Here is a 12,864-nt window from a genome sequence, read left to right as displayed (position 1 = left end):
GGCTTCCAGAAAAGCGGCGGGTAATTTATCAGTAAAAGTGCTGGCGGTGGTGAGCTTTGACAAAGGCGTGGTTCCAGAGCTGAAGAAGTTTTTCTGCCGCGCAGTTTACCATATTTACCTGTGATGAGAGGGCTGCGCGCGTTGCCTGATAAAGAAAAGGCCACCCGAGGGTGGCCCTGATCAACATAATACCGGTTAATTTCTCGGGATTGCCGTTCCCCATTTCTGCCAGTCTTTTGGTGCTTCAGGAGTGAGCAGGAAATGATTGCCGTTGGCCGCTTTCGGCGCCAGCGGCGTGGTTGGCGGTGTCGCAAAGGCGATACCTCCGCGGATAAATTGCTGGAATGTCCCGCTCTTGAACACGCCACCGGTCAGACCGAACTGCAGGTCATAGCCCGAGGCCAGCCAGAACACAGAGTTTTCACGCACCAGATATTGATATTTTTTACTGATCCGAAGCGTCACATTCACCCGATCCGCCATGGCGCCCAGATAGAAGCCCGATACCGTACCAACTTCGATCCCGCGGAACAGCACCGGCGTGCCGATTTGCAATGAGCCGACTTCGGCCGCATCAACCACGATACCCAGACCATCCGTGTAACGTGAATCGGTGATGGTAGAGTCCTGCAAATCAAAGTTGCGCGCTGGTGCGCCTTTCCCTGCCTCGACATTAATGTAGGGCTGGAGAAGGGTGTCGAGATTGCTGACGCCACCGGCGGAAATTTCCGGTGAAACAATCGAGAAACGGGTGCCGCGACGGGCAAAGTTTTCGACATATTCCGGATACAATACCGCTTTGGCGGAAACCTGATTCAGCTGCGAGTCGAGTTTCAGCGATTCCACCTGACCGATAGTGATACCTAGATAACGAATAGGCATACCGGCGGAAAGCTTGCTGGCATCATAAGTATTCAGCGTTATCTGGCTGCCCACCGCGCGGGCTGAGGTTTCTGAATCATACAGAACACGCTTTGCCCCTTTGCTGGCGACGACGCCGTCGAGATTGTCGAAGCTGATAGCGCCTTTAAGCGCGCGATCCAGCGGTGAAGCCTGCACGGTCAGCCCGCTGCCGTTGAGTTGCACCTTCGCGCCACCTTCGGCCCAGAAAATAGTTTTCTCAGTCAGCAGGTTGCGGTATTGCGGCTGAATATACACATCAACTTCGAATTCATTGGCTTTAGGGCGAACGTTGACTATCTGGCCTACCTGGAACTTACGGTAAAGCACAACGGAACCGGTCTGAACATCAGGCAGGCTTTTCGCGGTCAACGTCAGCGTAGCACCCGGTTGCTCGCCCTGAATACCTTCAGCCGCTTTTTCCGCATTGCTGTAAAGAGGGTATTTCTGTGCTGGTGCCCCTTTGGTGCCCGGAATAATGCGCACACCGCCGTCGACCCATTCCTGGGCGCTGGCGCCGAGCACTTCCATGCCATCGACGCCAAGTTTCACATCAACGCGGCTGTTGACCACAAACTTACTGTCTTTATGCAGCAAGTTTTTATATTCCGGTTTGATAGCGGCATTAAACAGGATGCCTTCATCAGTCAGCGTACGGTCAATAATCGAGCCGACGTCGATGCCGTAGAGCTTGATAGGCTGGCCCGCATCAATACCGTAACTCTGCGGCGCAATCAGCTGCACTTTGACAATGCCCGGGTTCTGTAACAGTCGCTGGTTGCTGTCGAGCACCACAAAATGTTTTTGCGGCTCGCCATCACCGGGGATCAGTTCCAGCGTGTTGCCGGTCAGCAACTGGCTGATATTGGCATTATTGAGGCTGATTTTTGGGCTGTTCATCTCAATGCGCGTACCGGTACGCATCATGTCGAGCACAGAAGGATCGACAGTCAGTTTACCGGTGACTTTATTGTCCGGCTGTAAACTAATTTTGGTCAGCGTACCGACCTGCAAGCCCTGATACATCAGCGGCGTCTGACCTTCGGATAACCCATTCCCGTCCGGTAAATCCAGATTGATTTCGACACCGCGCTGGCTTTGTGCCAGATCGGGGTACAGCGAGTAAGACTGATCAGCTTTTGCCTGTTTCCCGTCATTCGGGGAATCCATCGCGATCGCGCCATTCACCAGCGCCGCCAGGCTTTCCATCTGAACTTTTACCCCGCTCAGGTTTAAATCTGCCTTAAAGCCGGAAACATTCCAGAAACGCGTATTGTCTTTGACCAGATTGGCAAAACGTTTGTCGATGAGGACATCGATGGTCACGCCTTCATTGCCGCTTTCAATGTCGTAGTCGTAGACCTTACCGACCGGAATTTTGCGGTAATACACCAGCGAACCGGTATTCAGCGAACCCAGATCTTTGGCGTGCAGATGGACCATCAGTTCGCCGGTATTGAGACGGAATTTTGGCTGCGTATCGAGCGCTACAAAGTGAGCTTTCTCCTGACCGGGGCCAGGCATCATGCCGATGTAGTTACCGCCGACCAGCGCATCGAGCCCGGAAACACCGGCAAGGGAGGCTTTAGGTGTTACCAGCCAAAACTGAGTGCCTTCGCGCAACGCGTTGGACAAGTCACTCTTTATGCTGACTTTAACCTGAATGGTGCGCAGGTCTTTGCTCAGACTGATGGATTCCACCGACCCGACTTCCACGCCCTGATAACGTACCGGCGTGCGGCCAGCCACGATCCCTGCGGCAGACTGGAAATCGATAGTCACGGTCGTGCCGCGCTCCTGATAGTTGCTGTAAATCAACCATCCGGCGATCAGTAAAGCAATAAACGGCAGAAGCCAAAAGGGCGAAATCCGGCGCCTGTGTTTTATCCGTGCTTCAGTCGGTGTATTCGGCGTTTCCTGTTGCATGTGCATCCCAAATCAAGCGGCTATCAAGCCATTCAACGGCAAGAATGGTTAGAATTACGGCAGAGCCAAAATAAAAGGCGGCCGGTCCCATCGTAAAAGACAAAAGCTGGTCACGGTTAACCAGCGACATCATTAATGAAATAACAAACAAATCCAGCATCGACCAGCGTCCTATCCAGGTCACCAGTCGCAGCAGACGGATACGCGTTTTCAGTCCCTGAATCGCTTTGAAATGGATGCTGAGCAGCAGCGTCAGCATCACAATAACTTTGGTAAACGGCACCAGTACGCTGGCAATAAATACAATGGCGGCGATCGGCACGTTCCCCGATGTTGCGAGCGACACCACGCCAGAAAATATGGTGTCCTTAAGCTGTTGCCCGTTGGCATAGATGATGGAAATAGGCAGTAAATTGGCCGGGATTAATAAAACAATCGCGGCAATCAGCGCGGCCCAGGTTTTCTGCAAACTGTGTTTATAGCGCAGACGCATCGGAACATGGCAGCGCGGGCAGCGTCCGCGTTCATCCGGGATACCGGTGAACTTACAGGCCAGGCACAAACGCAGCGAAGAGGGCAACCCTTTCGGCTTACGTTGTGGGTAGAACTCTTCCCATAACTGCTCGATGTTGAGATTAATCATGGTCAGCGTGACCATCAGCGTCATCATCAGATAGGCGGCCAGCGCGATGCCGACGTTGATATCGGCATACTCTTTGACCTTGATGCTGGCGACTGCCATCCCGACCAGATAAATATCGAGCATCACCCAGTCTTTAAGGCGATCGAGCATCAGCAGCACGGGTTTCAGATTCATCCCTAATTTGCTGCCAAAATGCAGATAAAGAATGGAGACGGCGAGCGTCAGCGGGGCTCCGATGGTACAGAAAGCCACCATGCTGGCGGTGACGGGATCCCCCTGGCGTGACATCTGCCAGATACCCTCGAGCAAACTGGCGTCAATGCGCGTGCCCAGAAGCCGGATGCTGATCAACGGCTCTGTATATGCGAAGGGCATCAGCAGTAATATACTGATGGCCATCGTGATCAGTCGAGGCAGGGAGCAGACCCGGCCTTTTTCAACTTTCGCGTTACAACGCGGACAATGCGCCGTCTGCGTGCGTTGCAGCGAGGGCAGTGTGAAAAGCGTGTCACACTCACTGCATCGCTGGTAACGAATTTGTGGAATCTGGGCTGAAATTGTGTGTATTTTCATAGTGCCTGGAATAGTAAAGAATACCTGTTGTTACAATTACGCATCCCCCGTGGGGGGCAGGCGAGGCCATCAGGCCAAGATCAGCCAGGTTTTTTTGACAAAATAACGTATTATGCGGTCGGCAAACAGTTATTGTAGGTGAGTCTTTTTGATGTCACACAGGATTAACCTTGTTCATATGGGCATTTAATGCTTATTTTATAGAGGTTAAGCACAACAGAACGGCTCTCTGCCCTTAGGTTATTATTGGTTACTACATGAATAAAGAAGCATTCTACACGGAATTAAAACGTGATTTGAACGCGTTGATCGCCGGAGAAAACAATTTTATTGCCACTCTGTCGAACGCAAGTGCCTTACTTTTTGAACGTCTTGAAGGCGTGAACTGGGTAGGTTTTTATCTGATGGATGGCACAACGCTGGTGCTGGGTCCTTTCCAGGGTAAAATTGCCTGCGTGCGTATTCCGGTAGGAAAAGGCGTCTGCGGCACCGCAGTAGCGGAAAATACCGTGCAACGTGTGGGTGATGTTCATGCCTTCCCGGGCCATATCGCTTGTGACGCAGCAAGTAATGCCGAAATCGTTCTGCCTGTAACAATAAATGGCAAAGTGATCGGCGTATTAGACATTGATAGCACCGTTTATCAACGCTTCGACGAAGCCGATGAACAGGGGCTGACAGAGTTAGTCAGCGGGCTTTGCCAGCATCTCGAAAACTGCGATGCTGAAAAATATGTCAATCTGATCGTAAGTTGATCGTCGGATAACGTGGCATTTAATAACGGCGTCATTATAATGACGCCTGTTCATGCCTGCGCCGGTTGGCACACCCGTTGTAATCAGGAAATTTCATGGAAAATCAACCTAAGTTGAACAGTAGTAAAGAAGTCATCGCCTTTTTGGCTGAGCGGTTCCCGCTCTGTTTTACCGCCGAAGGCGAAGCACGCCCATTAAAGATCGGTATCTTTGCGGATTTGGTCGAGCGCGTGCAAGGTGAAGAGAATCTGAGCAAAACTCAGTTACGCTCTGCTCTGCGTCTGTATACCTCAAGCTGGCGCTATCTGTACGGCGTTAAAGTTGGCGCTGAACGCGTTGACCTTGATGGTAATTCATGTGGCGTTCTCGAAGAGCAGCACGTGGAACATGCCCGTAAACAGTTGGAAGAAGCAAAAGCCCGCGTTCAGGCACAACGTGCAGAACAACAGGCAAAACGTCGTGAAGCCGGTGAAACCACTGAGCCGCGACGTCCACGTCCGGCCGGTAAAAAACCAGCGCCGCGTCGTGAAAATGCGCCCGCTGCTGTGGCTGGTCAGGAAAATCGCAAACCACGTACACCTCGCCCACCGCGTGAGGAAAAACGTGAACCGCGTCAGGTGCCAGTAACAGACATTTCAAAACTGCAAATTGGCCAGGAAATCAAAGTCAGAGCAGGACAGAGTGCGATGGATGCAACCGTTTTGGAAATTGCCAAAGACGGTGTACGCGTTCAACTCTCTTCGGGTCTGGCGATGATCGTGCGCGCAGAACACTTGCAGTTCTGATACGGAGGCCAACTCAGGCATGAACAAATTTGTCAGATTAAGCGTTATTGCGGGTCTGTTAATGGCAGGAGTAGGGCTGGTAAACACCAGCTTTGCAGCGAACGAGAGTGCACCGGTGACTCTCGCTCAACTTCCTAATTTAACTCAGGATCCTCAGGATGCAACGGTGAGCGAGCGTGTTACTGCTCGCTTTACCCGTTCACATTATCGTCAGTTCGACCTTAATGCAGATTTCTCAGCGAAAATCTTCGACCGTTACCTCAACATGCTCGATTATGGCCATAACGTATTAATGGCTTCCGATGTCGCACAGTTTACTGATAAACGTGCAACCTTGGGTGAGGAACTGAAAACCGGTCAGTTAACCACGCCATATGCTCTTTTCAATCTGGCTCAAAAACGCCGCTTTGAACGCTATGATTATGCGTTGAAAGTGCTTGAGCGCCCGATGGATTTCACGGGCAACGACACGATTGAACTTGATCGCAGCAAAGCACCGTGGCCGAAAGACCGCGCTGAGCTGGACAAATTGTGGGATGCCAAAGTCAAATATGACGAGCTGAACCTCAAACTGACCGGCAAAAACGATCAGGAAATCCGTGACGTGCTCTCCAAGCGTTATCATTTTGCGATGAAACGCCTGACACAAAGCAACAGCGAAGATGTTTTCCAGCTGGTGATGAATGCCTTCGCGCATGAAATCGATCCGCACACCAACTATCTCTCTCCCCGCAGCACCGAGCAGTTTAATACCGAAATGAGCCTGTCTCTGGAAGGTATTGGCGCAGTATTGCAGGGCGACGACGATTACACAGTCATCAATTCGATGGTAGCTGGCGGCCCGGCGGCCAAAAGTAAAGCCATCGCAGTCGGTGACCGTATTGTCGGTGTAGGTCAGATTCAGGCAGGAAAACAAACGCCAATTGTTGATGTGATTGGCTGGCGTCTTGATGACGTTGTCGCGCTCATTAAAGGGCCGAAAGGCAGCAAAGTCCGTCTGCAAATCTTGCCAGCAGGTAAGAATGCTAAAAACCACGTAATCACGCTGACTCGCGAGAAGATCCGTCTGGAAGACCGCGCAGTTAAAATGACCATCAAGAATGTCGGCGCTCAAAAAGTTGCTGTGATGGACATTCCTGGCTTCTACGTGGGGCTGACCGATGATGTGAAAGTTCAGCTGCAGAAAATGGCTAAGCAGAACGTGAACAGTTTGGTTATCGATCTCCGTACTAACGGCGGTGGTGCTCTGACTGAAGCGGTTTCGCTGTCAGGTCTGTTTATTCCAAGTGGCCCGGTGGTTCAGGTGCGCGATAACAACGGTCGTATCCGTCAGGACAGCGATACCGATGGCGTCGTTTACTATAAAGGCCCGCTGGTGGTTCTGGTTGATCGCTTCAGTGCTTCAGCTTCCGAAATCTTTGCTGCCGCAATGCAGGATTACGGTCGTGCGCTGATTGTCGGTGAGCCAACCTTCGGTAAAGGTACTGTTCAGCAGTATCGTTCTCTGAACCGTATTTACGACCAGATGCTGCGTCCTGAATGGCCTGCGCTCGGTTCTGTGCAATACACTATCCAGAAGTTTTATCGTATCAACGGCGGCAGTACTCAGCGTAAAGGGGTGACCCCGGACATTCTGATGCCAACCGGTATTGAATCGATTGAAACCGGTGAGAAGTTCGAAGATAACGCACTTCCGTGGGATAGCATTAACGCGGCGACTTACACCAAATTAGGCGACATGAAACCGTTCCTGCCTGAATTGCTGAAAGACCATGAAGCCCGTATTGCGAAAGATCCTGAGTTCCAGTACATCCAGCAAGATATTGCCCATTACAAGGCGCTGAAAGACAAGCGTAACATTGCCTCTCTGAATTACGCCCAGCGTGATAAAGAAGATAAAGAGGATGATGCCCTGCGTCTTACACGTCTGAATGAACGCTTCAAGCGTGAAGGTAAGAAGCCACTGAAATCTCTCGACGATCTGCCGAAAGACTACGTTGCTCCGGATCCTTATCTCGATGAAGCTGACCATATTGCTGTTGATCTCGGCAGTATGGAAAAGGCTCAGGCCGACCAGGCCGCCGCTAAATAAGCATGCGGTCAGTCTATGAAGAAAGCGCACTCCGGTGCGCTTTTTTTATGTCTGTATTTTGATAAACCTTCTAAATTTCAGGCTTGTCTGTGAAATAAAACACTTCAAAATGTAAAGTATTGTGAATTAAGGCCTTCAGAGCGTATGGGCTCTTGAATCCTGAAAAGAAGCCCATAGGATCAATACAGCCGGGTATGCTATGTGCCGGTGGTTAAACTCTGCCAATAACAATGAAGCAACAATGAGGAAGTAAAATTTTATGATGCGTATAGCGTTGTTCCTGCTGACTAACCTGGCCGTTATGCTGGTATTCGGGCTAGTGCTTAGCCTGACTGGCATTCAGCACAGCAGCGTGCCGGGATTGATGATCATGGCCGGGCTGTTTGGCTTCGGTGGTGCAATTATCTCGTTGCTGATGTCTAAATGGATGGCGTTGCGCTCGGTGGGTGGTGAAGTTATTGAGCAACCTCGTAATGAAACTGAACGCTGGTTAATGGAAACCGTTCGCCGTCAGTCTCAGCAGGCGGGCATCGGCATGCCGCAGGTCGCGATTTATCACGCGCCAGATATTAATGCGTTCGCGACAGGTGCACGCCGCGATGCGTCGCTGGTAGCCGTCAGCACCGGATTGCTGCAAAGCATGAGTCAGGATGAGGCCGAAGCGGTAATCGCGCACGAAATCAGCCACATTGCGAATGGCGACATGGTGACCATGACTCTGATTCAGGGCGTGGTGAACACCTTCGTCATCTTCATTTCCCGCATTATCGCGCAGGTGGCTTCCGGTTTCCTTTCCGGTAACCGTGATGGCGAAGAGAGCAGTAACGGCAACCCGCTGATTTATTTTGCCGTGGCGACCGTGCTGGAACTGGTATTCGGTATTCTGGCCAGCATCATCACCATGTGGTTCTCACGTCACCGTGAATTCCACGCTGATGCGGGTTCTGCAAAACTGGTTGGCCGTGAAAAAATGATTGCTGCGTTGCAGCGTCTGAAAACCAGCCATGAACCGCAGGAAGCGGGAAGCATGATGGCGTTTTGTATCAACGGTAAATCGAAGTCATTCAGCGAGCTGTTTATGTCCCATCCGCCGCTGGATAAGCGTATTGAAGCGCTGCGCAGCGGTGCCTATATTAAATAAGCAGCAAATAATCAGCCTCTGGCGATTATTGATACAAAAAAGCCCGGCATTTTTGCCGGGCTTTTTCACGCCTGAATTTTACAGCTTGGCGTTTTCTGCTTCACGCTGGCTGCTGGTTTTCTGTGTCATTCGCAGCAGACTGACCAGCGCGCCGGTGCCTGCGAGAGTTCCCGCGAGGATAAGCGAGGCGTGCGTACCGTGTTGCGGGAACAGGTTGAACATCAGTGCGACCATCGCCGCGCCGGTGGTTTGCCCTAAAAGACGTGCCGTGCCCAACAGGCCACTGGCTCCGCCACTGCGATTACGCGGTGCGGAACTGATGATCGTATGGTTATTGGGGGACTGGAACAGGCCGAAACCAGCACCGCACAGCAACATACGCCAGATGATATTCAGATGCGAAGGCTCGGGCGGCAGCAATGAGAGTGAAAATAGTCCGAAGGAAAAGACCACCAGACCAATTCCGCCCAGCATCCCCGGATGGAAACGTTCTACCAGACGGCCTGCAATCGGCGCCATGACCATGGTCGCCAGCGGCCATGGTGTCAGCAGAAGGCCGGTTTCAACTGGATTCAGGCCTAACGTGTTTTGCAGGAAGAAGGGCAGGGAAACAAATGCCAGCATTTGTGCGCTGAAAGAGCACAAGGAAGTCCCCAGCGACATACTGAAAATCGGGATACGCAGCAAATCAACCGGCAGCAGCGGGAAGGGTCTGGTGAGCTGACGGCGAACAAAGAACCAGCCGATGACCAGAAGAGCGATGACTTCGCCGAGGATCAGCATGTGATTCAGGCCTTGCGCAAACCCGCTGATGGCGCTTATCAGCAAACCAAAGGTCAAGGCGTTCATCACGCTGCTGGTAATATCGAAACGTTGTCCCTGGCTGCGTGTTGAGTTAGCAGGTAAAAACTTCAGACCCAGGATCAGAGCAACAATACCGATCGGCACGTTGATGGCAAACAGCCATTGCCAGGACGCGACAGAAAGGATGCCTGCGGCGATCGTCGGTCCGGCGGCGGCGGAAACGGCCACAATCAGCGCGTTAATACCGACACCGCGTCCTAAGAATCGCTGAGGATAAATTATCCGGATAAGCGCAGTGTTCACACTCATGATCGCTGCGGCTCCAAAACCTTGTAAAACACGGGCAACCGTCAGTGTCAGCAGGGAATCAGAAAGGGCGCAAAAAAGTGAAGTGATGCTGAACACCAGCAGCCCGGTCTGATAGATACGCCGGTAACCGAAAATGTCGCCAAGCGATGCCAGAGAAAGCAGCGAAATAGTAATTGCCAGCTGGTAGGCATTTACCACCCAGATAGACGTCGCCGGACTGGCATGAAAATCATTGGCAATCGTCGGCAGCGCGACGTTTGCGATTGCTCCGTCCAGCACCGAGACGGTGATGCCCAGCGCAATTGCCAGTATCGCGCCGTATCGTTGTGGAAGAGGTAAGCCATCAGTGGGTGTCGGAGTCATGAGTTCTGTCAGTACGTAGTCATCAGTGAGGGGAATATTACTACGCTAACCAACGTAAAGTGACAATTGTCACATGATGAAATGAATTATTTATCTCTCTGTCGGGAATGAAACTGGCTTAACAGTTCTTACATTCTCAATCAATGGGTTGATTGCTTCTGCACAATGCTTACCACTATAATAAAAACCACGTTCTATTTTTTTTGAAACAAAACCAACGCGAGCAGGTAACTCACCCTATGGCTATCGCAGATCTTGATAAGCAACCCGATTCCGTCTCTTCCGTCCTGAAAGTTTTTGGCATTTTACAGGCGCTGGGCGAAGAACGTGAAATTGGTATTACTGAACTTTCTCAACGCGTTATGATGTCTAAAAGCACGGTTTACCGTTTCCTTCAGACGATGAAGTCACTCGGTTATGTCGCGCAGGAAGGCGAGTCTGAGAAATATTCACTGACTCTGAAATTGTTCGAACTGGGTGCGAAGGCACTGCAGAACGTCGATCTGATCCGCAGTGCGGATATTCAGATGCGCGAATTATCCCGCCTGACCCGTGAAACTATTCACCTTGGCGCGCTGGATGAAGACGGCATTGTCTACATCCATAAAATTGATTCTATGTACAACCTGCGTATGCATTCACGCATTGGTCGCCGCAATCCGCTGCACACGACGGCGATTGGTAAAGTGCTGCTGGCGTGGGGCGATAAAGTGGAAGTCAGTGCGCTGATGCAGGAAATTGAATTCACCCGCAGTACTGAAAACACCATCATGAACGCCGCCGATTTGCAGGCTGCGTTGTTGCAGGTGCGTGAGCAAGGTTACGGCGAAGATAACGAAGAACAGGAACAAGGCCTGCGTTGTATCGCGGTTCCTGTCTTTGACCGTTTTGGTGTTGTGATTGCCGGATTAAGTATTTCCTTCCCGACTATCCGTTTCTCGGAAGAAAATAAAAGTCACTACGTTGAAATGTTGCATACCGCCGCACGTAATATCTCTGAACAGATCGGATTCCACGACTACCCGTTCTGAATCAGTACGAAACTGAAGGTATAAAAAAACCGAAGCCGTGGCTTCGGTTTTTGTTTCCAGCAATCCGAACTTAGCGGTGTGCCAGTTCTGCTGTTTCTTCTGAATCCATCACTTCTTTGTCGGTCTGTTTCAGCAATTGGCTGGTAATCGTACCGGCAGTCATTGAACCGCTGACGTTCAGCGCAGTACGACCCATATCAATCAGTGGCTCAACGGAGATGAGCAGCGCCACCAGCGTGACCGGCAGGCCCATAGCAGGCAATACGATCAGCGCAGCGAAGGTGGCACCACCACCGACACCCGCCACACCGGCAGAGCTCAGTGTCACGATACCTACCAGCGTGGCAATCCACACCGGATCAAACGGGTTAATACCTACTGTTGGCGCAACCATGACGGCCAGCATCGTCGGGTATAAACCTGCACAACCGTTCTGGCCGATAGTGGCACCAAATGAAGCAGCAAAGCTTGCGATAGATTCCGGAATACCCAGACGACGTGTTTGCGCTTCAACGCTCAGCGGAATGGTCGCCGCACTGGAACGACTGGTGAAGGCGAAAGTCAGCACCGGCCAGACTTTACGGAAGAATTTCGCAGGATTTACGCCAGTGAAAGAAAGCAACACGGCGTGGACAACAAACATAATCCCGAGGCCCAGGTAAGACGCAACAACGAAGCTGCCCAGTTTAATGATGTCCTGAACATTAGAACCGGCAACGACTTTGGTCATCAGCGCCAGAACACCGTACGGGGTCAGTTTCATGACCAGACGTACCAGTTTCATCACCCAGGCCTGCAGGGTATCGATGAAGACCAGCACGCGTGGGCCTTTTTCGGCGTCATCTTTTACCAGTTGCAGGGCGGCAACACCCACGAAGGCCGCAAAGATAACGACGCTGATGATAGACGTAGGGCTTGCGCCTGTCAGGTCAGCAAACGGGTTCTTAGGAATAAAGGAAAGGATGAGCTGAGGCGCGCTCAGGTCAGCCACTTTACCCACATAGTTGGACTGGAGCGCCGTCAGACGCGCGGTTTCCTGCGTACCCTGAACCAGGCCTTCAGCAGTCAGACCAAACAGACCGGTAACAAAAATACCCACCAGCGAAGCAATCAGCGTGGTGAACAGCAAAGTACCGATGGTCAGGAAACTGATTTTGCCAAGTGAGGATGCGTTATGCAGTTTCGCTACCGCACTCAGAATCGAAACGAAGACCAGCGGCATGACAATCATTTGCAGCAACTGGACGTAGCCGTTGCCGACAATGTTGAACCAGGTAATAGACGTTTTCAGTACCGGATCATCGGAACCGTAGATCAGTTGTAAAGCCAGACCAAACACCACACCCATGGCCAGACCGAGTAATACTTTTTTTGCCAGACTCCATTGCTTGTGGCGGGTTTGCGCCAGCAGCAAAAGGAGGACAACGAAAACCACTACGTTAAGAACGAGCGGAAGATTCATACCGAACTCCAAACTTATAGTTTTGATATTTAAAACGGGTGTTCCCGACAGGGTCTGCACCATCCCAAAGCAATGGTGAG

General features: G+C 51.5%; 9 protein-coding genes. 5 read left to right on the top strand and 4 right to left on the bottom strand.

Annotated elements, in window-relative coordinates; genetic code table 11:
• Positions 1-195: 195 nt before the first annotated feature.
• Both D6C13_RS06670 and yebS read right to left on the bottom strand, forming a co-directional pair.
• Positions 196-2,826, bottom strand: a complete 2,631-nt coding sequence (locus D6C13_RS06670; RefSeq protein WP_120132019.1) for a PqiB family protein — start codon at positions 2,824-2,826, stop codon at positions 196-198.
• Positions 2,795-4,042 (bottom strand): membrane integrity lipid transport subunit YebS, encoded by a 1,248-nt coding sequence (gene yebS / locus D6C13_RS06665; protein WP_120132018.1) that lies wholly within the window; start codon positions 4,040-4,042, stop codon positions 2,795-2,797. Before yebS ends, D6C13_RS06670 begins: the two co-directional genes overlap by 32 nt.
• Positions 4,043-4,299: 257 nt before the next feature.
• Between yebS and D6C13_RS06660 the strand changes: the two genes are divergently transcribed.
• The 4 genes from D6C13_RS06660 to htpX all read left to right on the top strand — a co-directional run bounded on the left by D6C13_RS06660 (position 4,300) and on the right by htpX (position 8,815).
• Entirely contained in the window at positions 4,300-4,797 is a 498-nt protein-coding gene (locus D6C13_RS06660; protein WP_120132017.1) for a GAF domain-containing protein, read from the top strand.
• A 95-nt stretch (positions 4,798-4,892) separates the two neighbouring features.
• Positions 4,893-5,582: an RNA chaperone ProQ gene (gene proQ, locus D6C13_RS06655; protein ID WP_112287990.1), complete on the top strand. Its 690-nt coding sequence runs from the start codon at positions 4,893-4,895 to the stop codon at positions 5,580-5,582.
• Positions 5,583-5,601: 19 nt separating this feature from the next.
• A complete protein-coding gene (gene prc / locus D6C13_RS06650) occupies positions 5,602-7,674 on the top strand; it encodes a carboxy terminal-processing peptidase (RefSeq protein WP_120132016.1) in 2,073 nt (690 codons plus the stop codon).
• Positions 7,675-7,933: 259 nt separating this feature from the next.
• Positions 7,934-8,815, top strand: coding sequence for a protease HtpX (gene htpX / locus D6C13_RS06645; RefSeq protein WP_120132015.1), 882 nt, complete (start codon positions 7,934-7,936; stop codon positions 8,813-8,815).
• Positions 8,816-8,893: 78 nt separating this feature from the next.
• Here htpX and D6C13_RS06640 read toward each other — a convergent pair whose 3' ends face one another.
• Positions 8,894-10,291, bottom strand: coding sequence for an MFS transporter (locus tag D6C13_RS06640; protein ID WP_120132014.1), 1,398 nt, complete (start codon positions 10,289-10,291; stop codon positions 8,894-8,896).
• Positions 10,292-10,530: 239 nt separating this feature from the next.
• On the opposite strand from D6C13_RS06640, the gene kdgR reads away from it, so the two are divergent.
• Positions 10,531-11,322: a DNA-binding transcriptional regulator KdgR gene (gene kdgR, locus D6C13_RS06635; protein WP_120132013.1), complete on the top strand. Its 792-nt coding sequence runs from the start codon at positions 10,531-10,533 to the stop codon at positions 11,320-11,322.
• 70 nt (positions 11,323-11,392) lie between these two features.
• On the opposite strand, the gene D6C13_RS06630 is transcribed toward kdgR, so the two are convergent.
• On the bottom strand, positions 11,393-12,784 hold the full coding sequence (locus D6C13_RS06630) for an L-cystine transporter (protein WP_120132076.1): 1,392 nt from the start codon (positions 12,782-12,784) through the stop codon (positions 11,393-11,395).
• Positions 12,785-12,864 lie beyond the last annotated feature (80 nt).

This window comes from Rahnella woolbedingensis (genome assembly GCF_003602095.1).
GTDB lineage: Bacteria > Pseudomonadota > Gammaproteobacteria > Enterobacterales > Enterobacteriaceae > Rahnella > Rahnella woolbedingensis.
This window is presented reverse-complemented; position numbering and strand designations above follow the sequence as displayed.

What these genes read in the sequence shown, in the direction of transcription:
- D6C13_RS06670 (WP_120132019.1), bottom strand. Translation starts at nt 2,826, where the DNA reads ATGCAACAGGAAACGCCGAATACACCGACTGAAGCACGGATAAAACAC.
- yebS (WP_120132018.1), bottom strand. Translation starts at nt 4,042, where the DNA reads ATGAAAATACACACAATTTCAGCCCAGATTCCACAAATTCGTTACCAG.
- D6C13_RS06660 (WP_120132017.1), top strand. Translation starts at nt 4,300, where the DNA reads ATGAATAAAGAAGCATTCTACACGGAATTAAAACGTGATTTGAACGCG.
- proQ (WP_112287990.1), top strand. Translation starts at nt 4,893, where the DNA reads ATGGAAAATCAACCTAAGTTGAACAGTAGTAAAGAAGTCATCGCCTTT.
- prc (WP_120132016.1), top strand. Translation starts at nt 5,602, where the DNA reads ATGAACAAATTTGTCAGATTAAGCGTTATTGCGGGTCTGTTAATGGCA.
- htpX (WP_120132015.1), top strand. Translation starts at nt 7,934, where the DNA reads ATGATGCGTATAGCGTTGTTCCTGCTGACTAACCTGGCCGTTATGCTG.
- D6C13_RS06640 (WP_120132014.1), bottom strand. Translation starts at nt 10,291, where the DNA reads ATGACTCCGACACCCACTGATGGCTTACCTCTTCCACAACGATACGGC.
- kdgR (WP_120132013.1), top strand. Translation starts at nt 10,531, where the DNA reads ATGGCTATCGCAGATCTTGATAAGCAACCCGATTCCGTCTCTTCCGTC.
- D6C13_RS06630 (WP_120132076.1), bottom strand. Translation starts at nt 12,784, where the DNA reads ATGAATCTTCCGCTCGTTCTTAACGTAGTGGTTTTCGTTGTCCTCCTT.